This window comes from Hyphomonas adhaerens MHS-3, assembly GCF_000685235.1.
In the GTDB taxonomy this organism is placed as follows: Bacteria; Pseudomonadota; Alphaproteobacteria; order Caulobacterales; family Hyphomonadaceae; genus Hyphomonas; species Hyphomonas adhaerens.
This window is the reverse complement of the sequence record NZ_ARYH01000001.1, coordinates 2,338,494-2,363,179: the sequence shown is the minus strand read 5'-3', so window position 1 is coordinate 2,363,179 and position 24,686 is coordinate 2,338,494. Positions and strand designations below refer to the sequence as shown.

Genomic DNA, 24,686 nt, shown 5'->3' with positions numbered 1-24,686 from the left:
CGATGACAAACACTTCCAAGACCATGACCTTGCTGGTGCAGCGCCAACTGGACGCCATTACCACCGGCAATGGCGCTTTTCTGGAAACCTTCCTGCGCACGGCCAAGGCCGCCGGCTTCCGCGTGCGGATCGTCTTCGCGCCTTGGCACGCATTCGGGAACCGCCCCTTCGCATCCATTCATCCACGTCTGCGCGCCCTCATTGATGAAGTCGTGTGGGAAGGCACGGTAGAAGCCGGTGGGCGCTACTGGTCGATATCCCCCCGGATCTGGGTACGTTTCGGTGTGCGGCTGGTGCACGAATTGATGCGGCGTGCAGGCATGAAGGTGCAATGGCGAAACTATTTCGGCCGCCCCATGTCTTCGGCAGAGGTCGTTCGCATGAGCCGGGCAGCTGACCGTGACCCAGCAGACCTGACCATCGCCGAATACAGTTCTGTCGGCCCGGTGCTGGACCAGCTCGGGCAACCGACACGCAAAGGCGTGTTTGTACATGATGTCCTCTGGATGCGGGCCCAACGCTATCGCGAAAAAGGTCTCGCATTCGATTTCTATGAAACCAATGAGGCAGAAGAGTGCGGCTGGGTGAAGTCAGCGGACTTCTTCGTTCACGCCTCCGCCAACGAAATGGCGTTCTTTCCTCCGGAATTTCCGGCCGACCACGCAGTCTGGCTGCGCCCCGTCCCGCCCGAATTCGGCAAGATACCGTCAGAAGGCAAACCACAAGTGGTCTTCCTCGGCACCACCCATGCGGGCAATGTCGATGCACTGAACCACTTCCTGGAAGACATCTGGCCGATCATCCTCAATCGCCAGCCAGATGCAGAACTGAAAGTCGCCGGCAGCGTCGGGGACGCCATCGCCCCGGCCCTGAAGAAATCCCCCAGCATGACCCTGCTCGGCCGCGTCGAGAAACTGGAAGATATCGGCGGATCCCACGCCATCGGCATCGCGCCAACGCGCCTCGCAACGGGTGTGAGCATCAAGGTCGCGGAATACCTGATGCTGGGCATGCCGGTGGTCGCCTATCCGCTCGCCATGGAAGGTTTCGGCGGCCGGCTCGACGGGATGGTGGATATTGCCGAAACGCCCGACACCTTCGCGGACACAGTCGTTCGTCTGCTGAACAATGCAGAAGAGCGCAAGAGACTGTCTGATGGCGCGCCGGCCCGGACGCGCGAAATCCTGTCCAATCAGGAAGTCGCCGACTTCCTCAACGCAGAAGCGGCGCTGAAACCCTGACCACAAAGAAACGGGGGACCGCCGAAACGATCCCCCGCCACAATTGCTATTCTATCAGCTGGCTTATTCAGCCGCTGCCGGAAGCTCGCTGGCGGACAGGTCCGTGTAGCGCTTCAGGTGATGATCCACATTGCCGAATTCGGAGTCGATCATGGTCAGGCGTTTGAAGTAGTGGCCGACGGCCAGTTCGTCCGTCATGCCCATACCACCATGGATCTGGATCGACTGCTGGCCAACAAAGCGGCCGCCCTGGCCGATGCGCACCTTGGCAGCCGAAGCCGCCTTTTTGCGGGTCACTTCGTCATCGCCCAGCTTCAGCGTGGCCATGTAGGTCATCGAGACGGACTGTTCGTACTCCATGAACATGTCGACCATGCGGTGCTGCAACACCTGGAACTTGCCGATCGGCGTGCCGAACTGCTTACGCTGGCGCGAGTATTCGACGGTCATCTCGTGCGCGACTTTCATCGCACCGCATGCCTCTGCACAAAGTGCAGCAATCGCTTCGTCCGAGACGAGCTCGATCAGCGGCAGGCCGTTGTCGACTTCGCCGATCACGGCTTCTGCGCCGACAGCGACGTTCTCGAAGTACACTTCCGAAGCCCGGCGGCCGTCGACCGTCGGGTAGTCGCGCGTCGTAACGCCCGGTGCCGACTTCTCCACAACGAACACCGTCACGCCGTTTGCATCGCGGCGGCCGCCGGATGTGCGGGCAGTTACGATCAGGTGGGTCGCCCATGGCGCACCGAGAACCACGGCCTTGTGGCCGTTGATGACGAAGCCTTCGCCATCTTTCTTCGCGGTGGTTTCGAGATCAGCCAGATTGTAACGGCCGCGCGGTTCGGCATAAGCGAAGGCGAAGATCGTCTCGCCCGACATGATGCCGGACAGGTACTCTTCCTTTTGCGCATCCGTGCCGCGCTTCACGAAGCCGCCGCCACAAACCACGCTCGGCACGTACGGCTCGACCACAAGGCCCTTGCCGAACTCTTCCATGACAACCATGGCATCGATCGGACCGCCGCCGAGACCGCCGTCTTCCTCGCTGAACGGCGCCATCATCAGGCCCAGCTCGGCGAACTGCATCCACATGTCCTTGCGCCAGCCTTCTGCCGAAGCGACCACCTTGCGGCGGGTTTCGAAGTCGTACTGGTCGCGGATCATCTTCGCGAGGCTGTCGCGAAGCATTCCCTGTTCTTCAGTGAAATTGAAATCCATTTGAGTCGTTTCCTCTCTGGCCTCGGGCTTAAAGGCCCAGGATCATTTTCGTGATGATGTTGCGCTGAATTTCATTGGAGCCGCCATAGATCGACGTCTTCCGCATGTTGAAATACGTCTCGGCAGCATAATCCGCATAGTCCGGACCAATGCCGGCGCCATTCCCGGTGGCTTCCATGCCATAGGCATACGGCGCGCCGTAGTGGTTGACGGCTTCCAGCGTGAGTTCCGTCAGGCGCTGCTGCACCTCGGTGCCTTTCACCTTCAGGATCGAGCTTTCCGGACCCGGGCCCTTGCCGGCGGCTTCCGAAGCGAGCGTCCGGAGTTCAGTGAACTCAAGCGCCGTCAGGTCGATTTCGAGCTGGCTGATCTTGCGCGCGAATTCCGGCGTCTCGATCAGCGGAACGCCATCGACCGTTTCCTGGACCGCGATGTTGCGCAGGCGCTCGACACCACGTTTGGAACGAGCAACCCCAGCGATGCCGGACCGCTCGTGGGCCAGCAGGAACTTGGCGTAGGTCCAGCCCTTGTTCTCTTCGCCGATCAGGTTCTCAACCGGCACACGGACATCCGTCAGCCAGGTTTCGTTCACCTCATGCGTGCCGTCGATCAGCTTGATCGGGCGCACTTCGATGCCTGGCGTCCTCATATCGACGAGAATGAAGGAGATCCCTTCCTGCGCCTTGGCGCTGGGGTCGGTACGGCAGAGGAAGAATCCCCAGTCGGCGTGCTGTGCCAGCGTTGTCCAGGTCTTCTGCCCGTTAATGACATAGTGGTCGCCATCGCGCACCGCAGTGGTCTTGACGCTCGCGAGGTCCGAACCGGCGCCCGGCTCGGAATACCCCTGGCACCACCAGACTTCACCGGAACGGATACCCGGAAGGTGTTGGGCCTTCTGCTCATCATTGCCGAACGTGTAGATCACCGGGCCGACCATGGAGACGGCAAACGGAAGCGGCATGATCGTGTCCATCCGGGCGTTCTCTTCCGACCAGATATAGCGCTGGGTCGAAGACCAGCCCGTGCCGCCATACTTCTCGGGCCATGCCGGTACGGACCAGCCCTTTTTGCCGAGCACCTTGTGCCAGGCGAGGAATTGCTCGCGGCTCAGGTCCTCGCGGGTGCCGGCGCCAACCAGCTCCTTTGGGTAATTCTCTTCAATGAAAGAACGAACTTCCTTACGAAATTCGATCTCCTCAGGTGTAAACTCCAGATTCATTACGTGCTCCTCCGAAACGGTCTGATCCTGCTGACAGGCACACGTTCTCTATGTCAGTCATTTGTATTGGCTGGCAAGGTGACGCGAACGTCAACGTAAACTAAGTCGCCGATTAGTCGCAGATGCCGTTGCGTCAGGTCGATGCCGGTTCCGCGATAAAGGGTGCGCAAGCCGTTTTCAGCAAGCCGATCGCCGAGACAGAGCCCAATCCACCGCCTGTCTGGAATTCCATCTGCATCAGCGGTTTCAGCCCCAGCCGCTCCAATGCAGCCTCATGTGCCGGCCGGCGCGTGATATGCGATGCGAGGCAATGGCTGATCGCGGTCGGATCGATTGCATGGACAACGCCGGCAGCGATCGTCGTTGCAAACCCATCCAGGACGACCGGAATTCCCTGATGCCGCGCCGCAATGATCGCGCCAACACACGCGGCGAGTTCCCGCCCGCCGAGGCACCGCAAGGCCTCCAGCGGATCAGATAGGTGACCGCGATGAAGGGTCAGCGCCCGGCTGACAAGGTCGATACGTTTCCGGGAAAGCGTGGCAGGCGTCTGGCTGCTGGGGCGCACCCAATAGTCCGGCGACCCGCCATAAAGTGCGCAGGCCACCGCAGCAGCAGCCGTACCGACACCCGCCCCTGCCACAGCAAGCGCCAGTAAATCCGGGTGATCCTCTGTCGCCTCGAACCCATAAGCGATCGTAGCCGCACATTCCTTCTCGGACATCGCAGCCGTCTCGGCGATGCTCGGCGTAGGCTTGTCGAGCGCCAGCTCAAAGATACGAATGGAGGCGCCAGCCTGCGTCGCAATCGCAGACAGGGGCGCTCGCCCTTCCCGCAACGCACTCACATGTTCCAGCGTGTCCTGGTTGGAAGACATGGATACGCCTTCCTCGACGAGGCCGTGAGACCCGGCGAAAACGGCCAGCGTCGGCTTTTCTATGCGTGGGGGATACCGGTTCTGCCAGTTGGCCAGCCATTCAGCCGCCTCGCCAAGCCGCCCAAAATCCCCTTCCCGCCCCATTCCGAGCAAGGCTTCACGAACCTTTTCACCGGGTTCAGTGGGGGCGGATGGCGCGCTCAATATGAGTGCGCGTACATCCGCCAGAGGCGAGCCTTCGCGAACGGGTTCGGGCACGTCGATATACTCCTGCATTCCACTGGCGCGTTTCCGACGCCATATTAACAGGTTACAGGGTGGCTGCACGACAAGGATTTGTTACCTTGCCGTTGACACACTCCGCCCCGCAACCCTCACTGAATACAGGGTATATTGATGTCTCGTGAACCCATAAAGACCCCCTGCATCAAGGTATGTGCAGTTGACGCCTCGACAAGCTGGTGCCTAGGCTGTGGCCGCTCTTTGAAGGAAATTGCTCAATGGGTCGCCATGGGGGAGGCTGGCCGGGACAGCGTAATCGCTGAACTGCCGGAGCGCATCACCCGGCTGGAGGCTCTGGGAAAGCGCTGACGCCATGTATGCCAGACACGTTCTCCCCATGCTTGCAGCGGCACTGATGATTGCCGCGGCGGTGGTATTTTTCATCGTCCCGAAAACGGAAGCCATGGATGATGTCACACCGGCAGCAGCGTCACTGACCAATACCGGCGCCCCCGATGTCAGCGCCCCTCCCCGCGCGAATTTTGACCAGGCCGCCATTATCAGCCGCGAAGCGGATGGCCATTATTGGACACGCGCCGACGTTCAGGGAACCGACATCCGGTTCATGGTCGATACAGGTGCCAGCATTGTTGCGCTGACATTGCACGACGCTCAACGGATTGGGCTCAGCCCCTCCGACCTCGAATTTGATAATGAAGTCCGCACCGCAGGCGGAGTGACCAAAGGCGCCTATATCATTCTGGACCACGTCCGAATTGGGCGCGTGGAAATGGAAGACGTCAGCGCCATGGTGCTGAAAGAGGGCCTGGAACAATCCCTTCTCGGGATGAGCTTCCTCGGCGAGCTCTACTCCTACGAATTCAAGGGCGATACGCTGATCATACGCCAGTGATCAGCTTTCCGTCTTTGCCCCTGCCAACGCCGACTTCCCAGGCGAAACGGGCGTCGTCACCGGACCAGCGGGCATACGCAACGCGGCCTTTCAAACCCGCCGCGTCCATCAGGTCACGATACCAATAGGTCGCCCCCGCATTAAGCCGTTGGGGGTGCACGCCCCAGAGAAGGCAAGCCTGCCGCAAACGGCGATCATCCAGTGAGCCGTACAGGATTGGCGCCGGGCCCCGCACCCGCGAGAACCGGGCCAGCCTGTCAAAGGCGCCTGTCCGCAGCGCCAACGCGCCCGCCTCTTCGGCACAAGCCATGGCCTGAGCTGCCGTTGCAACAACATCAACGGCCGAATGCTCAGAGGATTCTCCGGCAAACTGCGCAATGGACTGGCGGTAATCCTCTGCCGACTCTGTCGCCCGGATGATCCGTGACATGATTGCCACCGCCGTCGCCGGATGGCGCCCCACAGCCGTCTCAGCCGAAAGCATCACGGCATCCGCGCCCTGATAAATCGCTGTGGCCACATCGGATGCTTCGGCCCGCGTGGGCGCGGCGTTCTCGATCATGGATTCCAGCATCTGTGTCGCAACGATGACGGGGCGTCCGCGCGCCCTGGCGGCGCGCACGATGCGGCGCTGGATCACCGGAACGTCTTCCGGGGCAAACTCCACCCCAAGGTCGCCCCGCGCCACCATGACCGCATCGGACGCTTCGACAATCGCGTCGAGATTCGTGATGGCGGCCGGTTTCTCCAACTTGGAAACAAGGGGCGCCCGGCCTGCGATGATGGCTTTCACCTCTTCCACGTCGGAAACGCTCTGCACGAAGGACAGCGCCACGATGTCGACACCGATCTCCAATGCGAATTCCAGATCCGCCCTGTCCTTATCCGTCAGGGCACGGACAGGCAACGGTTTGCCACGCACCGTGAAGCCCTTTTTGTCCGATAGCTTGCCAGGCACTTCAGCGCGGACCCTTGGGGCGTCTCCCGCGCGCGTCACCGTGAGGATCAGCTTGCCGTCATCCACCAGGATCGTGTCCCCCTCTTCGAGGATATCGACAATTTCCTTGTGCGGTACGGGGATCGTGTCCTCATCGCTGGTTTCTTCCGCCGCGACGAGGTTGTACTCCTTGCGGAAACCGAGGCGCAGCGCGCCTTCCGGAAACTTACCGACGCGGACTTTCGGGCCCTGCAGGTCAGCCAGGGTCGCCAGCGGCCGGCCGGTCTTTTCTTCTGCCGCACGAACCGCCTGCAACGCTTCCAGATGGGCCGCGTGTTCACCATGACTGAAATTCAGGCGGAAAACGTCCACACCGGCATGGGCGAGGGCCACGACCTCCTTGGGAGACCGGCTGCCAGGGCCAAGGGTCGCGACAATTTTCGCATTTTCGCCCATAAGCCTGTTCTCTGTCATGATCGTCTCCGTCCCTTCCCGTGGACACTGCCCCTGTGTATGCGACTCGGACCGGCCCTGCCAGTCGCAACCGGGTCAGATCGCCCGTTTCGAGCGATGTAATTTTTCGCTGGGGACGGAGAAATCAGGCCGCGAACGGGTCGTAGTTGAGAATCGGCGCCAACCAGCGCTCGGCTTTCCGCAGATCCCAGCCCTTGCGACGGGCATAATCTTCCACCTGATCCTTCTGTATCCGTCCAACCGCGAAATAAACCGCCTCAGGATGGGCAAAATAGAGCCCCGAAACGCTCGACGCCGGCGACATGGCGCAGCTCGACGTCAGCGACACGCCGATCCGGCTTTCCGGATCGAGCAGACGGAACAATGTCTCTTTCTCGGTGTGGTCCGGCTGGCTCGGATACCCCGGAGCCGGACGGATACCGCGATACTTCTCAGCGATGAGATCGGTGCCCGCAAGCGCCTCGTCTGGCGCATAGCCCCACAGCTCCCGGCGGACCCGTTCATGCATGTATTCCGCCGTTGCCTCGGCGAAGCGATCGGCCAGTGCCTTGACCATGATGGAGGAATAATCGTCGCCCTTCTTCACGAAGTCCGCCGCAATTGCGTCCACCCCGTCCCCGGCCGTGACGCAGAAGCCGCCGATCCAGTCCTCGCCTTCCGGCGCGACAAAATCCGACATGGCAAAGTTCGGACGCGTATTGTCCTTCTCCATCTGCTGGCGGAGCGTATGGAACACATCACCCGTCTCCAGGCGGATATCGTCTCCGTCACGATTGGCCTTCCAGAACCCGACGACGGCCTTCGGCTTCAGCCAGCTTTCGCCGACGAGCTGCTGCATCATGGCCTGCGTGTCGTTCCACAGTGACGTTGCCGCTTCGCCCACAATTTTGTCTTCCAGGATGGCCGGATACCTGCCAGCCAGGTCCCAGGCCGAGAAGTACGGCGTCCAGTCGATATAACGCGCGAGCGTTGCCAGATCGATATCCTCAAATGTCCGTACACCGCTAAATGTAGGGGCAGGACGGTCGTAGGAAGCCCAATCCGGCTGCAATGCCTTCTCACGTGCCAATTCGATCGGCAGGCGCGGCTTGGGCGGCCCGCCCTGCCGCGTTTCGCGCATACGCAGGTAACGGGCCCGCGTTTGCTCAACGAGCCCCTGCTTTTCCCCGGCGCTGAGCAACGCGCTCACCACACCAACTGCGCGGCTGGCATCGGTTACGTGCAACACGGGTGCGGACTTGATAACCGGGTCGATCTTCACTGCCGTATGCGCAGGGCTGGTGGTGGCGCCACCGATCAGCAAAGGCTGCACCATGCCGCGGCGCTGCATCTCAGAAGCGACGTAGACCATTTCGTCGAGGCTGGGAGTAATCAGACCGGACAGGCCAATCACGTCCACCTTCTCTTTTACGGCCGTGTCGAGAATGGTTTCGGCCGGCACCATCACGCCAAGATCCAGGATCTCATAACCGTTACAGGCCAGCACCACACCGACGATATTCTTGCCGATGTCGTGCACGTCGCCCTTCACTGTGGCCATCAGCACCTTGCCATTGGACACATCCACAGTGCCGAGGCGCTGCTTCTCCTCTTCCATATACGGCTCAAGCCAAGCGACGGCCTGTTTCATCACCCGCGCGGACTTCACCACCTGCGGCAGGAACATCTTGCCAGAGCCAAACAGGTCACCAACGACGTTCATGCCGTCCATCAATGGCCCTTCGATCACGTGCAGCGGGCGTTCCGCCTGCAGACGCGCTTCTTCTGTGTCCTGATCGATGAACTCGGTGATGCCGTGAACGAGCGCGTGCTCCAGCCGCTTGTTGACGGGCGCCTCACGCCAGGAGAGGTCCTTGACCGCTGTTTTGCCCTTCTGGCCCTTCAGGCCCTCGGCAATATCGACCAGGCGTTCGGTCGCATCGTCGCGGCGATTGAGGATAACGTCCTCCACCCGCTCGCGCAGCTCCGGCTCGATATCGTCGTAGATGTCCAACTGGCCGGCATTGACGATCGCCATGTCCAGGCCCGCCGGGATGGCGTGGTACAGGAAGACCGAGTGCATCGCCCGGCGCACGGGTTCATTCCCGCGAAAGCTGAACGAAACATTCGAAAGGCCACCGGATATGTGACAGCCCGGGCACGTGTCGCGAATGACGCGCGTAGCTTCGATGAAGTCGACCGCGTAGTTGTTGTGTTCTTCGATCCCCGTCGCCACGGCAAAGATATTCGGGTCGAAGATGATATCTTCCGCCGGAAAGCCCACGTCTTCGGTCAGGATGCGAAACGCGCGCTGGCAGATTTCGACCTTCCGGTCTTTCGTGTCCGCCTGCCCGACTTCGTCGAACGCCATGACGACAACCGCCGCGCCATAAGACAGGCAGGCACGCGCCTGCTCACGGAACTTGTCCTCGCCTTCCTTCATGGAAATCGAGTTCACGATAGACTTGCCCTGCACGCATTTCAGACCTGCCTCGATCACCTCCCATTTGGAGCTGTCGATCATCACCGGCACGCGCGCGATGTCCGGCTCGGCGGCGATCAGGTTGAGGAAGGTGCGCATGGCTTCGGCACCGTCCAGCATGCCTTCGTCCATATTGACGTCGATCACCTGCGCGCCGCTCTCCACCTGCTGGCGGGCGACCTCGACGGCGTCAGCATATCGGCCATCCGTGATCATGCGGCGGAATCGTGCGGAACCGGTGACGTTGGTACGCTCACCGACGTTCACGAAGGATTGGGAAGCTGATGTTGTCATTTTCTCGTTTTTCCAGCGTCGAGTGGCCAGTTGCCATCGGCGACGGGCGGAAAGGCCTCGACGGATTTGTTGTACAAGTAAATCCAGGCGGTTTCGCCGGTTTCATTTCCTGAGTCGTCACACAGCGGAATACGCGTGCGGATGTAGAGACTGGTGGCGAGGTCGTCGGTGACGTCCTCAAAATCATCCATCGGTCCGATGATGGACGTATCGCTCATTTCCCATCGGATGCCGTGGCAAAGTTCTTCACCTGCCACCACGCCCGGGAAACCGCCCAGATCAACCATCCGCCCACGGAACCGGCACGGCGCGCCAAAGGCGCCGGCAGTACCAAGCGGCAGGTCGGCAGGCTGGCCTGCAGCACCGACTTTCAGAAGACCGTAAAAGACGAAGAGGTCCCCGGCCTCGACAGGGGGTCGTGTCACGAAGCCACCTCAAATGGCTCGAGCCCTGCGAGGCGCATCGTATGCTTCGACGCGACCGGGTCACGTGGCTTCACCCCTTCCACCGCCTTGGCAATGGCGGCGATATGCTCCGGCGTGGTGCCACAGCAGCCGCCAAGAATATTGACCAGCCCATCCTGTGCCCAGCCCCCGACCGCCCCGGAGGTCTGCTCCGGCTGCTCATCATACTGGCCCATTTCGTTCGGCAGGCCGGCATTCGGGTAGGCCGCGACGAGCGTGTCCGCAACGCGCGACAGGGCCGCGATGTGCGGACGCATCAGGTCTGCGCCGAGGGCGCAATTGAACCCGATGGCAAAGGGCTTCGCATGACGGACCGAGTTCCAGAACGCTTCTACCGTTTGCCCGGACAGCGTGCGGCCGGACCGGTCTGTGATCGTGCCGGAAATCCAGATCGGCAGCTTGTCCATGCCTTCCGCTTCCAGGTCCATGATCGCCTTGATACAGGCCTTGCAGTTCAGCGTGTCGGTGATCGTTTCGATCAGGTAGAGGTCCACGCCGCCTTCATTCAGCGCGAGGATCTGCTGGCGATAGGCTTCATACACTTCGTCGAACGTGACAGAGCGGGCGCCCGGATCGTTCACGTCCGACGACATGGACAGCATCTTGTTTAGCGGACCGATAGAGCCTGCCAGGAAACGCGGCTTGTGCGGTTCTTTCGCCGTCCACGCATCCGCCGCCTCGCGGCCCAGGCGCGCGCCTTCAAGGTTGATATCGCGAACGGAGTCGGGATCCAGCTTGTAATCGTCCTGTGCAATGACCGTCGCACTGAATGTGTTGGTTTCGGAAATGTCTGCCCCGGCCTCGAAATAGGCATTGTGCAGGTCGGTCACGATGTCCGGCCGGGTGATGCAGAGGATGTCATTATTCCCCTTCATCTGTCCTGGGTACTTTGCCTCCGTGAAGCGGTCGCCCCGATAGTCGGCCTCTTCCAGACCGCGCCGCTGGATCATCACGCCCCAGGACCCGTCGAGAATGAGGATGCGTTCCTTCGCAGCCGCCTTGAGCGCCGCAATCCGTTCCTGCCTGGTCATCTAAAGCTCCATGGTTCCGTCTTCGCGCACGGGCGAATGTGGGTTGTACGCGACTTCCCAGAGGTGGCCGTCGGGGTCTGAAAAATACCCTGAATACCCGCCCCAGAAGACTTTCTTCGCGGCCTTGATCATCTGGCCGCCTGCTTCGATTGCTCGGATCATGGCGTCGTCGACCGCTTCCTCGTTGGGCTGGTTCCAGGCCAGCGTGACAGCCCGGAAGCCTTCGCCTCGCGGCAGGACACCTGCATCCTCTGCCAGCGGCTCACGGCCGTACAGGCCAAGCGCGACACCGCCCATGTCGAAGAACACGACTGCGTCCTGCGAGGCCGGCGAGCGCTGCAGGCCGAGCTTCTCATAGAAGGCCGCCGCGGCCTGCACGTCGGCAACTCCGAGCGTGACCATCGTTATATGGATAGGGGAAGCAGACATCGGTCAGGCAGCCTTTGCGGAGCGAGGTTTCAAGCCGAGCAGACGGCATGTGGACAGGGCCAACCCGGCTCGGTTCAGCGTATAGAAGTGGAAGTTCTGAACACCCTGCTCGGCCAGCTTGCGGCAAAGGTCTGCCGCGACATTCGCCGTGACAAGTTCGCGGGTCTCCACATCATCGTCCAGACCGTCATAAAGGTCTGACAGCCAGTCCGGTATAGTCGCGCCACACAGGCCACTGATCCGCTGTAGTCCGCGGAAGTTCGCCTGAAGCATGATACCGGGCACGATAGGCATGGTCACGCCGCCGGCGCGGGCCTTGTCCAGGAAGCGCAGATACGTCTCCGGCTCGAAGAAGAATTGTGTGATCGCCCGGTCGGCGCCGGCATCCTGCTTGGCCTTGAGATAGGCGATCTCGGCATCCCAGCCCCGGCTTTCCGGGTGGAGTTCAGGGTAGCAGGACACTGAAATTTCAAAACATTTCCCAAGTTCCGGCCGGTGCTCGCGCAGTCCCTTCACCAGATCTACCGCATCGCGGAAGCCGCCCGGGTACACGTCGAACGCCGCCCCCATGCCCGCCGGCGGATCGCCTCGCAGCGCCACAATGTGCTTCACGCCAGCCTGCCAATACTCCTCCGCAACCGCCAGCACCTCCTCCTTCGTCGCAGACACACAAGTCAGGTGCCCCGCCGGTTTGAGGCTGGTTTCCTGCGCGATGCGTTTCACGGTTTCGTGGGTTCGTTCGCGTGTCGAGCCGCCGGCACCATAGGTGACGGATACGAAATCCGGCGCCATTGGCTCAAGGCGCTGGACCGTGTCCCACAGGCGATTTGCCATAGCGTCGCTCTTGGGCGGGAAAAACTCAAACGATACGTGGGGCGTAGATGTGCTCATGCGGCGGACTCCTGCGCGTCTGCGGGCTTTTCAGCGGTCCAGATATGGACAGTGAGTCCCTGGTCATTCTCGGGGGGCGGAGCGAATGCACGCGGTTTGGACAGTTTCAGTCCGGCGGCAGTCGCCCAGCCTTCCATGGCATCGGGCGAAAGGCCTAGCCGGTGATGGCCATGCTCGGTCCGGAGAAATTCCAGTTCGTGCGGCGCGAAATCCACAACCAGAAGCCTTCCACCCGGCTGAAGGATACGACCGGCTTCGGCAATCACGCGGTTTGGCGCGGCTACATAATGAAGGACCTGATGGATAATCACGAGATCTGCAGAGGCGTTCTCGAACGGTACTGCCGTGACATCTCCCTGGCGGACGCGGGCGATAGGACTGCCATCACGCTCCAGATTGGCGCGGGCGACCGTCAGCATGTGATGGCTGAGATCAATCCCTTCAGCTTCTGCCGCAAGCGGAGCAAACAAGGCCAGCATCCGGCCTGTCCCCGTTCCGAAATCCACAACACGGTGAAACGGTCCCGGTCCCGCGATGTCCAGAAGGGCCTGCTCGATCGCCTCGTTCGGATAGTGAAGCGTTCGAATCGCATCCCAATTGTCGGCCACAGACGAAAAATAGGCCTGGGCAGATGCCGCGCGCGACGCGCTGACTTCGTCCAGTCTTTCGGCATCCCGCAAAAGCTCAGGTACCTGGTTTCCCAGCTGTTCGAACAACGAGTCCAGGAACACCCGGCCATCGCCCTGGCTGGCTGCCCGGTAAAAGACAAATGACCCTTCCGGCAGGCGTTCGACCAGCCCGGCGCCAGTCAGCGCTTTCAGGTGATGAGACAGCCGTGGCTGGCTAAGCGAAAGTATCTGTACGATTTCGCCAACAGAAAGGTCGCGTTCACGCAGAAGCGCCATAATGCGCAGACGTGTCGGCTCTCCGGCCGCCCGCAGCCGCTCCAGCGTGAGGTCAAAACGTTCGCTCATGAAGATCGTATAAACATTCTTTTATACGTTTTGCAAGGAACCTTATCGCTGTTGCAGCATAGTCGCATGTAATTGGAATTACATTCGTAAGAGTTGCGTCATTTGAGAGTAGTAACCATGTACCGGGCCAAGAAACGGGAAATCGCCATTATGAACGTTCGAATTGCGGCCATCGCAGTGGCCTTCACTCTGGGCGCATGTGCTTCAACTCCCACGGATCCTGCGGATCCGGGTGCTGTCGCCGACCCTTATGAAGGCTTCAATCGACAGATGTTTGCGTTCAACAATGGCGTGGACAAATACGCCCTCGGACCGGCAGCAGGTGTCTACAAAACGGTGACTCCGGAATTCGCCCGCGATCGTATCGGTGATTTTCTGCGCAATCTTCGCGCCCCGGTCATTTTCGTGAACGATGTGCTGCAGGCGGAACCTGCCCGTGCGGGCGATACATTCATGCGCTTCACGATCAATACGACCGTCGGCATTGCCGGTCTGTGGGACGCTGCGAACCAATTGGGCCTGGAGCCGCATTCTGAAGACTTTGGCCAGACCCTTGCTGTGTGGGGTGTCGATAGCGGCCCTTATCTTGTTATGCCTGTCATGGGGCCGACAACGCCGCGCGACCTGCTGGGGTCTGGCGTCGACCGGGCGATCGATCCGCTGACCTGGACGGAATTCGACGGTGATGCAGACCTCGACGACAAAATTGCCGTCGGCCGGGGTGTCCTGTCGGCCCTGAATGCCCGCGTCGCACTTGAGGACCAGATCGAGCAGCTGAACGCCCAGCCGGAACCTTATGTCGCCCTCCGACGTATTTATTCATCTCAGCGTCAGGCTGAGATTCGTAATGGTCGTCCGGAGGATGAGTCGGATTTGTACGAAGATCTCCCAGATTTTGACGAATTTGATGAATAGCCAGACTGACACGACTGAAGCAGGAGCTCGCCCCGTGAAACGCCTTGTGACCCCCGCAATCGCCCTCGCTGCGCTGACCGCGCTGGCGCTTCCGGCTGCCGCGGATGCAAAAACCGAAGCGTACGTTCAGAAGAACGCCAGCGAAGTGCTCGCGTCCCTCAACGACCCTTCACTTAATGCGGACGAACGTACCAAAAAATTCAACGCCTACATGGACGAATTCACGGACATGAAGGCGGTCGCCAATTTTGCGATCGGCAAATATGCCCGCCGCTTCACGGAAGCCGAACTTGCGGATTACCAGAAAGTTTTCCGGGAATACGCTCTTGCCGTGTATGAGAACGAACTCGACGCATACCGCGGCGAGGCTGTGGTCGTGAAAGACTCGGTCGACCGATCAGATACCGATTCCATCGTGAACACGGTCATTCGCCGTGACGACGGCAAGGATATGGACGTTCGCTGGCGAGTGCTGCTGCGCAAGGGACAATACCAGGTTGTGGATGTTGCACTGAACCTGGATGGAAACCTGATCTGGCTCGGCATTGAACAGCGCGCGCAGTTCCTCGCCCTGCTCGACCGGACGAACGGATCGGCCCAGGCCCTTATCGACAAAATCCAGGGCATGACGCAAAAGCTGGAAAACGAAAAGCGAACCTGATTTCCCTTGAATTCAAGCGCGGATCAAAGGCCCGTTTCCTGCCGGAAGCGGGCCTTTTCTCTTCCGGTGTCCTGCGATCTCTGCGTCGAAGCACCGCGCAGATGCCACCTCGGTGGCAGGCCGACTCCTGTACAATGACTCCTGCGGCCGGCCTTCGGTATTGAACGCCACATGACCGGCGGCATCTGAGGTGTTATGGTTAATCCAATCTGTCGAATGGCGCGGCGTTCAATCATGCTGCCGCAAAAGACAAAAGACGGCTGAGACTTGGTGGGTGAGGCAATGACGGCACAAATAACCCTGATCAAAAATATCTGGGCTGCGTCGCTCGGCGCATTGGGCATTCTGTCTGTTGTCAGTTGCGCATCTGCCGCCCCGGACACACCCCTGCCGGACGCCGCCAAGCCATGGGCGGAGTTGAGCGACTGTTTTGATCGCTCCATCGCCGTGCCTGTTTCTGACGCAGAAAAGATGGCGCAGTCCTGCTCAGGCAACTCTGCGGCTGGAGATCCTGCCCGTAGCGGGATAGAGCGGGCCAACGCCTATTTCAATGCGGCCAGCGCCTATAACGCCCTCGCCCAAACCGGGACAACCAATGCGCTATGCCGCGGAGCCGGCGCCTGCAATCAGATCGCCCTCAGCCTGCTCGACCAGTCGCTGGCCTCACAGCAGGACAATCAGGTCAGCTTGACAGGCAGCGCGGCGCAGATCGCAACAAACAGACGGTTCATTGTTCGCCGGACGCTTGAACGCAGCCGCGCGCTTCGCGGCGTTGCGAACAGCGGCACCGCCAATGCGAGCTGCGGAACGCGCACCAATTGCCTGTCCGATGCCGCGGCCCTGCTCTCGTCGCTGACTGTCGACATCCCTCCCGTTTCGGAGGCCCCCGAAGCTGCCCGACTCGGCTGTGAAGTCCTGGATACGCGGTGGCGCGTGAACAGTGATCTCGGCCGCGAGCGGGAGTATCTCTACGTTGAAGACCTGAGACGCCTCGTCCGCGAATGCCCGGCCTATGCCGCATCTGCATCTGACCGGCTCGCCGAGGTCTCGTTCGAGCGGGCTGAACGCGTCCGGGAAGGTCTGTTACAAGCGGATCCACCACCATCCATAGAGGCGGCACTTGGCGCGATTACAGACTATCGCAGCACGCTCGGGACTGACCGGTTCAAATTGCCATCCTACCGCGGCATGGGATCGGTCTACCAGGCACTTGCAAAACGGGATCCATCCGGGGCGCGTACCTATCTCGAGAGCGCGGTAGATGCATACGAGAAGGCGTCGATACTGTCTGTATCCGGAACAGCTGCCGAACGTGCGGAAGACCTTGAAGCGCTCGGCACATCGATGATGCAGCTGGCACATATCTCAGGCACACCAGGCTCCGCAGAGCGTCAGACCCTTTCCGAAGGCGCCGCGAGCGCTTTGCAGGACGCCATCAATCTGGCGCCAACGCCCGCGCGCTACGCCCTGCTCGGGGATGCGTATGGCGATACCGGGCAATGCACACTTGCCATCCCGGCATACAAGGCCGCCATCTCTGGACTCGCCGGGGCCGAAAAAATTTCCACGATCCTCTCTCTGTCAGAAGCCTACGACGCGTGCGGACAGCCAGATCTGGCACTGCAAACCCTCAATCAGGCCAATGCTGAAGGGAACGTCTCCGCTGACGTGCGGTATGAGATCGGGCGGAAAGAGTTTGAAAATGGCAACTTCCCGGCTGCGCTCTCCGCGCTCAGCGCCGCTGATAGCGGACTGAATGGCATGCGGGCGGCAGAAGCCAATTACATGATGAGCGTCGCCGAGACGATCACTCAGCCCAACGGCTGGCAGAAGAGCGCGCTCGACCATGCGGAACGCGCCGTATCTCTGAACGCACGCACATGGGCCTACAACCGGCAAGCCTGCCTGGCGACCATTCTTCGGGGCGGCAAGGACGCAAAGAACGGCAGTGGCCTTGCCCGTTGCCCTGACGCGGGGACGCCCGAAGCCAGTCTCCTGCGTGGCATGTTCTTCCTGAAACAAGCCCAATCGATGGATGTCAGTGCTTACAACCTGGCTTCCCAGACCCAGTGGCGCAGTGTCCTGCGAGCCGCTGAAACCGCTTTCACGAATGGGCAGGAAGCTCTGGCAGATGCTCCGGATCGCGAACGCATGGTGCGGTTTGACGATCTGCAGGCGGATGTCGACATCGCGGCCAGACTACAACAGGGCCTTACGGTCGTTCAGCGCTGCAATCGCGAGATCACGCTTGGCCCGCAGGATCCGGTCTGGAATGATCTGAAAGCCTTCTATGGTCACTATGGAGTCCTGAAATGCTCCTGAATGGCATGAACATTGAGAATGAGGAAAACCGGGTATGACGGTGCCAACAGTCCAATCCCCCGACAATTCGGACATGCAAGTGTTCCAGTCCGTGCCGACCCATGACGACATGATGGCCTTGTCGAGCCAGGTGAAGGAAGCAAAACGCGGACAGGCCCGGCTTCTCATCATGGTCATCTTCCTTGCCGGTGTTCTGGCTGCCGCGGTGGTTGCGTTGTTCATGGTGTTTTCCAGTACGAGCACGCAACTCGCTGAAGCCGACCAGAAGCTGGCAGCGCAAACTGCCAAGATGGAAAAACTGGAAACCCAGGTCTCGAACCGCGACCAGGTGATTGCGCAGCAGCAGCAAACCATCGCCAGCTATGCCGGCTTCCAGAGCATCGTTCAGTTGCAGCAACAGTCCAAGGCGCTCGAACAGGATATTGCCGACCTTCTGGCACAGCCCAGCCGGTCAAACGCGCCTCGCCGCTTGAAAGAGCTGCCGGACAATGTCGAATGGCTCGACGACGTTATCACCGCCCTGGCGGAACGGCGGGATGAGCTTGCAAAGCTGAAATCGGATATTGAAGCCTGGCCGCCAGTTCCGGCGCCGGTGCGGCCGGACTGACCTGACCGTTTGTCCCAGTAGTTATCGAAGCAGGAGTATACGCCAATGGGCGATCCACAAGACACCTCTCAGGCCCTGTTTGGTCCGATCACTGCCGACAAGAAGTCGGGCTTCAGCATGCAGGAACTGGTCACTGAGTTCCCGGACCATCCCAATGACTGGAGCATCCCGGAAGCCTTCCTTTGCCTCATCCTCTCGGCCGCATTCGCGGATGGCCGGATCGCCGAGCAGGAGCAAGAGGAAATTCGTGCGCTTTCGCACCGCTCGCGGACCCTGAAGAACCTCGACCAGAACGAACTAGCGCAAGTAAACCGCATCGTTCTGAAGCGACGGGCCGACCGGCCTGACTGGCTGGCAGAGGCTTGCGAGGCACTGCCCAAGGACATGCACCTGGCCGTTTTCGCCCATTGTCTGGACATCGCTCTCGCCGACGGTGTGCTCGTGCCATCCGAAGCAGAATTCCTCGAAAAGCTGATCGGCCTTCTCACCATCACCGAAGAGGAAGCCAAGCTGATCACCAAGGTGATTTCGCTGAAAAACCGCTTCTGACACAGCTTGCAATTCCGCGGAGCAAAGACATGCGAATTCGGCCGATCGGCCTGACCGCCGGACTCCTGGCGACACTGACCATTTGTATTTCAAGCTGCGCGCAGCTGCCGCCTCCCTCTCCTCAACCAGCATCAGAAGAGGCTCACAGCGAACCAGACAAGGTTTCTGAACCAGATTCACAAGAGATTGCTCAAGCCACTGAAGCATCCACTCTGATTGCAGCGATCCGGAGAATGTCAGAACACGGCCTGCCCGTAGAGGCGTATGGCCTCGAAGAGATCAACGCCCTCTCTGGAAGTGCCCAACAAGCTGCCCTGGCTGACGCCTGGCAGTTGGCGGCAACTCACCTGGCTCGCGGATACCTGAACCAGGATACGTTGCAGCCTCGCACCACGCCCGACATCGCCGAAGTGAACTTGTATGGCGCCATCAAGCAAAAAGGCGCTGATGCACTCGCATCCACCCTCAGCACACTCGCCCCTCAACACCCTTCTTATCTGGCCTTGCGGCGCGAGCTGGCACGCCAGCTGACCGCCATGGACGCAGAACGAGATCCCGCAAAGAGATCGAAATACGCTGCACAAATGGACCAGATACGGGTGAACCTGGAACGCTGGAGATGGCTGCCTCATGATCTTGGCGACAGATCCGTGCTCGCCAACATCGCCAGCTTTGACGTGACCACTTTCGAACAGGAAACGCCGACGAACCGCTACGAAGCCATTTTCGGAAAGGCCCAGCGTCAAACACCAATCTTCTCCGACAAGATTCAATACATCATCTTTAATCCGTGGTGGGAGATTCCGGACAGCATTGCCCGTAACGACAAGCTGCCTCAATTCCAGAAAAATCCGGAGATCATTGACAGGTCAGGCTATCAGGTTCTGGACCGGCAAGGCCATAAAGTTGATCCAGCGACCATAGACTGGAAAGCCGTCTCGCCAGAGACTTTCCCCTATCGACTGCGTCAGGCGCCGGGGCCGCATAATGCGCTTGGGCAGGTCAAGATCATGTTCCCAAATCCGCACAATGTTTACCTGCACGACACGAGCGACAAGAGCCTGTTCGCCTCAGAGCAACGAATGTTTTCGTCCGGCTGCGTTCGCGTACAGAACCCGCTGGATCTCGCCGCATGGATCCTGAAGGATACGCCGGACTGGGACCGGCAGACAATTGATGCGGTGGTCAACTCAGGCAAGGAAACGCGCGTGGACTTGACCAGGGCTGTCCCGGTTTACGTCGTGTACCTGACGACCGTCACCAACTCCTGCGGTGACGTCACCTACCTGAAGGATATCTATGAACGGGATGCCGCAGTGCTGTCAGCCCTGAAGTCGACGCCTGCTCATTAAAGCCGGTCACTTCGTCATCGCTGTAGAGATTTCCGGCCGCTCTTCTGCGCTGGCCAGATAATGTGGATCAGGCCGGAGCTGGCTCGCCTGCTCATAAGCATAGCCGTACGCAATGATCGCCGCGTCGTCACCTGCCGATCCGATGAACGAAACGCCGACCGGTATGCCGTGTACATCGCCCATCGGGACCGTCATGTGCGGATATCCGGCTTGCGCCGCCATCCAGCCTGCACCCGCCCATTCCGGCCAGACATCGCCATTGACCGGATCAATTCGCGGCGCGACGGGACCTGAAGGGGCAACAAGCAGATTCACGTCATATTCGGCCAGCAGTCGATCAATCCCCTGCTCCCGGGTGGAAAACCGCACCGCCGCCTTCGCGCCCGTATATTGCGGATCGGTCAGCGGGCCTCGCGCCTCTGACTCTTCAAAAATGCTCTGCCCGAAAAGGGGCATTTCCTGATCGGCATGCGCTTCGTTGAAGGCAATCAGCTCCCTAAGCGTTCTGGTAGTCACCGTCTCCGGTGTCGTTGCAAGATAGGCGTTCAGGCTGTCTTTAAACTCGTATTCCAGCAGAGGGAGCGTACTCGCCTGGTAGTTTTCGGCCGCAGGCTCAAATGCGTCGATATCAACAAGCGTCGCACCTTGCGCCTCCATCACCGCCAACGCAGCGGCAAAGTGTTCCTTGATATCCTTGTTGGATCCCTCGGCGAACCGCATCACGCCGATCCGCATCCCATTGAGCGCATCTGGTGAAAGTCCAAGCGTATAGTCCTCGTCGCCAGGGTCCATGGCGTTCAGCATCAACGCGACTCCCCGTACGGTGCGCGTCATCGGGCCAGCTGTATCCTGCGAAGGAGAGATCGGCACGATACCCTCCTGCGAAACCAGACCGACGGTCGGCTTGAACCCGACAATTCCGTTGACATTGGACGGGCAGATAATCGAACCGTTGGTTTCAGTTCCCACAGCGCCGGCTGCCAGGGATGCAGCGACCGCTACACCAGAGCCGGAACTGGAACCACAAGGATTGCGATCCAGCATATGCGGATTGTGAACTTGTCCGCCAACAGATGACCAGCCGCTCAAGGAATCGCTATCGCGAAAATTGGCCCATTGGCTAAGGTTCGCTTTTCCGAGAATGATCGCGCCTTGCGCCCTCAGGCCTGCAACCAATGGGCTGTCACGTCCGGTGATATTATCCTTCAGCGCCAGAGAACCGGCGGTTGTCGGCATCGGATCGAGACTTTCGATATTGTCTTTCAAAAGGACGGGCACACCATCCAGCGGCCCGAGCGCATCGCCATTCGCGCGACGTTGATCGCTGGCCCTTGCAAGTGGCAGGGCATTCGGATTCAAGGATATGATGCTCTGCAGCCGTGGCCCATCCCGGTCGAGCAATGCGATCCGGTCCAGGTACGCCTGAGTCAGCGCCTCTGAAGTGACGCCCCCCGCACCCAGATCTTCCACGAGTTCCGGCAAGGTCTTCGCTACAACGCCGGCGGCCTCATAGGACGGTATCACCGTGACCGCGTCCTGTTCGGCAGGTTCAGAAGGGTTCCCGCATCCGGCCAGGAACAGAGCCATCAGCGAAGCTGTCACCAGAATTCTCATGCCCACGACCCCTTCACGTTCAAAAGGGAAGCCTAGCCCACGGGTGGCAGAGGACAAGGGGCTTCGTGTGGTTCTAGCCTGTTACGATGCCAAGCCGCTTGCGGAGCGCGCGGCCGAGATTGTTCATCCAGGCCGGGCGAGCCGCCACATCTATTTTCCATGACAGCACAGTCCGGGCCGCCCCCGTCGGCAGGATACCGATCAGGATCCACCAGACATTCCGCGGCAAGGCTTTGCCACCAAACCGTTCACGATTGGCCGCACGCAGCTTTTTAAGCAGGCTTCGGCGGGTGTCTTCCTTCACCGGATGCAGCTCGGGTTCGAACAGGAGCGAGACGAGCCGTTCCTGCAGGTGTCCGGGATCACGCTCGCCCAGGTCATCCGCTGTTTGCAGGCCCTGCCGGGCAGCATGCTCCCGGATACACGCAAAGCAGGCCTGTTGATGCCCAATGCGCCAGCGTGCGCGCTTTGCGTAGGCCTTGGCAAATTGCGAATGCTGCGATCCGTGCAGACGATAGGCAGAGACCGGCTGGTCGAAGCCCTTTGCGACAGCGTGCAGCGGCACCGTCGCAGACAGGTACCCATCGCCACCCTGCCGAAACGTCTCTGCATCCATCGGCATGACCTGCTCCAAAGCGGTGCGCGTATAGACAAGTCCAGACGTGATCGTGCCGGAATAGTGCCCCATCTCGCGCAATTGCCCGGCAACATCCCCATCGGCCAGCGGCACTTGCGGCGGCGGGAACAATCCACCGAGCGTGCCTTCAGCATCGGCATAGTTCATCCGATAGAGATACATGCCGATTTTAGGGTCGTAATTTGAAATGATCGTCTGCCCCGCACCGGGCAATAGGAAGTCGTCGGCATCGAGGAACATGACCAGATCCCCTGTCGTACGGGCGTATCCGGCGTTGAATCCGCCGCCATGTCCCTGATTGACCTCCTGCAGGACCGGAATGATCCGGTCGCCATAGGACCGGATGATCTCCCGTGAATTGTCCTTGGAGCAGTCGTCGACGACCACGAGTTCGATTTCGACGTCCTGAGACAGAACGCTGTCGATCGCGGTCGCGACAAAGGCGGCGTAATTGTAGTTCGTGATCACAACCGAAAGCTTCGGCGAGGCACTTGTCGTCATATCGGGCTCCCTGACGTCCCGTCCTTACGCAAGATTCGCACCGAATTGCGTGACGGTCGACGCCAGGGACCGAAAAATTCTCCTACCGCGCGAATTTTTTGAATTTCAGGCGCTTCGGATTGACGGCGTCTTCGCCGAGGCGGCGCTTCTTGTCTTCAAGGTAAGAGGAGAAATCGCCCTCGAACCATTCGACATGGGAATCGCCTTCGAACGCGAGAATATGGGTCGCCATCCGGTCAAGGAACCAGCGGTCGTGGCTGATGATCACCGCGCAGCCCGGGAAAGCATCAAGGCCTTCTTCCAGTGCTTGCAGCGTTTCCACATCGAGGTCGTTGGTCGGTTCGTCGAGCAGGAGAACGTTGGAACTCTCCTTCAGCATCTTGGCCAGATGCACGCGGTTCCGCTCACCACCAGAGAGGAGGCCGACCTTCTTCTGCTGATCCGAGCCCTTGAAGTTGAATGCACCGACATACGCGCGGGAATTCACTTCCACGCCGCCAAGATCGATGACATCCGTGCCGCCCGAAATCTCCTCCCAGACATTGTGATTGTCGTCGAGTTTGTTGCGACTCTGGTCGACATAGCCAAATTTCACCGTGTCGCCGACGCGCAGCGTGCCGGCATCAGGCTCTTCCTGGCCCAGGATCATCTTGAACAGGGTCGACTTACCCGCCCCGTTCGGGCCAATGACGCCGACAATGCCACCGGGCGGCAGCTTGAAGTCGAGATCTTCGATTAGAAGATTGTTGCCGAACCCTTTGCGCAGGTTTTCAGCCTCCAGCACCACATTCCCGAGGCGCGGCCCCGGCGGGATACGGATCTGAGCCGTCGATACCTTTTCGCGTTCAGCCTCGGCGGCCTTCTGCTCATAGGATTGAATACGCGCCTTGGATTTGGCCTGACGGGCCTTCGGGCTGGATCGGACCCATTCGAGTTCCTTGGCGAGCGAGCGTTGCTTGCCGCGGTCTTCGCGTGCCTCCTGCTCCATCCGCTTGGCCTTCTGCTCCAGCCAGTCAGAATAGTTGCCCTGATATGGCATGCCCCGGCCCCGGTCGAGTTCGAGGATCCAGGTTGTGATATCGTCCAGGAAGTAACGGTCGTGGGTGACCAGGATCACGCAGCCCGGAAAATTGATCAGGAAGTTCTGGAGCCAAGCTACCGTCTCGGCATCGAGGTGGTTGGTCGGTTCGTCCATCAGGATCATGTCGGGCTTGGACAACAAGAGGGCGCAGATCGCCACACGCCGGATCTCACCGCCGGAGAGCTTGCTGACATCCGCATCGTCATCCGGGCAGCGCAGTGCTTCCATGGCCATCTGGATTTTGGAGTCGATGTCCCAGGCGTCCGCTGCGTCGATCTTCTCCTGCAGCTCCGTCATCTGCTCCATCAGTTCATCGGAGTAGTCTTCGCCGAGCTTGCCCGAAATTTCGTTGAACTCGTCCAGCATCGCCTTTTCCGGACAGGCGGCGGCGATATTTTCGAAAACGGTCTTGCTCTCGTCCAGCTTCGGCTCCTGCGGCAGGTAACCGACTTTTACCCCGTCAGCCGACCATGCCTCGCCGATGAATTCCTTGTCCTGCCCCGCCATGATGCGCAACAGCGTGGACTTACCCGCACCGTTGACGCCGACCACACCGATCTTGGCATCCGGCAGGAAAGACAGGTGAATGTTTTCAAACACCTTCTTGCCACCGGGGTAGACCTTGGTGAGGCCTTGCATGTGGTAAACGTATTGAGGTCCGGCCATAGCGGAAGAATCCTGTTCAGGGAGAGAGATATCGCCGCTGAGTTACGCACTCGCCCCATAAAATCAAGCGCGCAGGTGCCTGCAGGGTCCATGACCGGCCCGGCGGCAAACACGGCTCCGGTGTCAACCGGGGTGC

Annotated in this window: 22 protein-coding genes; 9 read left to right on the top strand and 13 right to left on the bottom strand. The window is 60.1% G+C overall.

All coding sequences use genetic code 11. From position 1 onward, the window contains the following. The first annotated feature begins 2 nt into the window (after positions 1–2). Positions 3–1,241: a glycosyltransferase family 4 protein gene (locus tag HAD_RS11395; RefSeq protein ID WP_162177511.1), complete on the top strand. Its 1,239-nt coding sequence runs from the start codon at positions 3–5 to the stop codon at positions 1,239–1,241. A gap of 63 nt (positions 1,242–1,304) precedes the next feature. Here HAD_RS11395 and HAD_RS11390 read toward each other — a convergent pair whose 3' ends face one another. From HAD_RS11390 to HAD_RS11380, 3 genes are all read right to left on the bottom strand, one after another. Continuing rightward, on the bottom strand, positions 1,305–2,459 hold the full coding sequence (locus tag HAD_RS11390; RefSeq protein ID WP_035571120.1) for an acyl-CoA dehydrogenase family protein: 1,155 nt from the start codon (positions 2,457–2,459) through the stop codon (positions 1,305–1,307). A gap of 28 nt (positions 2,460–2,487) precedes the next feature. Continuing rightward, the gene (locus HAD_RS11385; protein WP_035571118.1) at positions 2,488–3,678 is read right to left on the bottom strand and encodes an acyl-CoA dehydrogenase family protein; all 1,191 of its coding nucleotides are present in this window, start codon (positions 3,676–3,678) and stop codon (positions 2,488–2,490) included. Between the two features lie 133 nt (positions 3,679–3,811). Beyond that, positions 3,812–4,813: a nicotinate-nucleotide--dimethylbenzimidazole phosphoribosyltransferase gene (locus HAD_RS11380; protein WP_035572160.1), complete on the bottom strand. Its 1,002-nt coding sequence runs from the start codon at positions 4,811–4,813 to the stop codon at positions 3,812–3,814. A gap of 138 nt (positions 4,814–4,951) precedes the next feature. Here HAD_RS11380 and HAD_RS18420 point away from each other — a divergent pair, with 138 nt between their 5' ends. Beyond that, a complete protein-coding gene (locus HAD_RS18420; protein ID WP_084331900.1) occupies positions 4,952–5,146 on the top strand; it encodes a DUF1289 domain-containing protein in 195 nt (64 codons plus the stop codon). Between the two features lie 28 nt (positions 5,147–5,174). Then, positions 5,175–5,690 (top strand): retropepsin-like aspartic protease family protein, encoded by a 516-nt coding sequence (locus HAD_RS11375; protein WP_051596172.1) that lies wholly within the window; start codon positions 5,175–5,177, stop codon positions 5,688–5,690. On the opposite strand, the gene pyk is transcribed toward HAD_RS11375, so the two are convergent. From pyk to HAD_RS11340, 7 genes are all read right to left on the bottom strand, one after another. After that, positions 5,677–7,101 (bottom strand): pyruvate kinase, encoded by a 1,425-nt coding sequence (gene pyk, locus HAD_RS11370; RefSeq protein WP_035571116.1) that lies wholly within the window; start codon positions 7,099–7,101, stop codon positions 5,677–5,679. The two genes, HAD_RS11375 and pyk, sit on opposite strands and share 14 nt — an antisense overlap. 124 nt (positions 7,102–7,225) lie before the next feature. Next, a complete protein-coding gene (gene metH / locus HAD_RS11365) occupies positions 7,226–9,856 on the bottom strand; it encodes a methionine synthase (protein WP_051596171.1) in 2,631 nt (876 codons plus the stop codon). After that, entirely contained in the window at positions 9,853–10,281 is a 429-nt protein-coding gene (locus HAD_RS11360) for a gamma-glutamylcyclotransferase family protein (protein WP_035571114.1), read from the bottom strand. Before HAD_RS11360 ends, metH begins: the two co-directional genes overlap by 4 nt. Further along, on the bottom strand, positions 10,278–11,351 hold the full coding sequence (locus tag HAD_RS11355) for a homocysteine S-methyltransferase family protein (protein ID WP_035571112.1): 1,074 nt from the start codon (positions 11,349–11,351) through the stop codon (positions 10,278–10,280). The genes HAD_RS11360 and HAD_RS11355 overlap by 4 nt, the downstream gene beginning before the upstream one ends. Beyond that, positions 11,352–11,780, bottom strand: a complete 429-nt coding sequence (locus tag HAD_RS11350; RefSeq protein ID WP_035571110.1) for a VOC family protein — start codon at positions 11,778–11,780, stop codon at positions 11,352–11,354. Between the two features lie 3 nt (positions 11,781–11,783). Next, on the bottom strand, positions 11,784–12,671 hold the full coding sequence (gene metF, locus HAD_RS11345) for a methylenetetrahydrofolate reductase [NAD(P)H] (protein ID WP_084331898.1): 888 nt from the start codon (positions 12,669–12,671) through the stop codon (positions 11,784–11,786). Beyond that, complete coding sequence (locus tag HAD_RS11340; RefSeq protein ID WP_035571106.1) at positions 12,668–13,645, bottom strand: ArsR/SmtB family transcription factor; 978 nt, start codon at positions 13,643–13,645, stop codon at positions 12,668–12,670. Before HAD_RS11340 ends, metF begins: the two co-directional genes overlap by 4 nt. A gap of 150 nt (positions 13,646–13,795) precedes the next feature. On the opposite strand from HAD_RS11340, the gene HAD_RS11335 reads away from it, so the two are divergent. The 6 genes from HAD_RS11335 (at position 13,796) to HAD_RS11310 (ending at position 20,051) form a co-directional block, all read left to right on the top strand. Beyond that, complete coding sequence (locus HAD_RS11335) at positions 13,796–14,560, top strand: MlaA family lipoprotein (RefSeq protein ID WP_051596258.1); 765 nt, start codon at positions 13,796–13,798, stop codon at positions 14,558–14,560. 34 nt (positions 14,561–14,594) lie between these two features. Then, positions 14,595–15,221: an MlaC/ttg2D family ABC transporter substrate-binding protein gene (locus HAD_RS11330; RefSeq protein WP_035571104.1), complete on the top strand. Its 627-nt coding sequence runs from the start codon at positions 14,595–14,597 to the stop codon at positions 15,219–15,221. 282 nt (positions 15,222–15,503) lie between these two features. Continuing rightward, positions 15,504–17,543 carry a tetratricopeptide repeat protein gene (locus HAD_RS11325; protein WP_035571102.1) on the top strand — a complete coding sequence of 680 codons (2,040 nt, stop codon included), beginning with the start codon at positions 15,504–15,506 and terminating at the stop codon, positions 17,541–17,543. A gap of 34 nt (positions 17,544–17,577) precedes the next feature. After that, entirely contained in the window at positions 17,578–18,150 is a 573-nt protein-coding gene (locus HAD_RS11320) for a coiled-coil domain-containing protein (protein ID WP_035571100.1), read from the top strand. Positions 18,151–18,195: 45 nt separating this feature from the next. Further along, positions 18,196–18,699 carry a tellurite resistance TerB family protein gene (locus HAD_RS18060; protein WP_051596170.1) on the top strand — a complete coding sequence of 168 codons (504 nt, stop codon included), beginning with the start codon at positions 18,196–18,198 and terminating at the stop codon, positions 18,697–18,699. A 29-nt stretch (positions 18,700–18,728) separates the two neighbouring features. Further along, positions 18,729–20,051, top strand: coding sequence for a L,D-transpeptidase family protein (locus HAD_RS11310; RefSeq protein ID WP_084331897.1), 1,323 nt, complete (start codon positions 18,729–18,731; stop codon positions 20,049–20,051). A 6-nt stretch (positions 20,052–20,057) separates the two neighbouring features. Here HAD_RS11310 and HAD_RS11305 read toward each other — a convergent pair whose 3' ends face one another. The 3 genes from HAD_RS11305 to ettA form a co-directional block, all read right to left on the bottom strand. Beyond that, positions 20,058–21,665 (bottom strand): amidase, encoded by a 1,608-nt coding sequence (locus HAD_RS11305; protein WP_035571098.1) that lies wholly within the window; start codon positions 21,663–21,665, stop codon positions 20,058–20,060. Positions 21,666–21,738: 73 nt separating this feature from the next. Next, positions 21,739–22,803: a glycosyltransferase family 2 protein gene (locus HAD_RS11300; protein WP_035571096.1), complete on the bottom strand. Its 1,065-nt coding sequence runs from the start codon at positions 22,801–22,803 to the stop codon at positions 21,739–21,741. Positions 22,804–22,885: 82 nt separating this feature from the next. Continuing rightward, positions 22,886–24,550, bottom strand: a complete 1,665-nt coding sequence (gene ettA / locus HAD_RS11295) for an energy-dependent translational throttle protein EttA (RefSeq protein WP_035571094.1) — start codon at positions 24,548–24,550, stop codon at positions 22,886–22,888. Positions 24,551–24,686 lie beyond the last annotated feature (136 nt).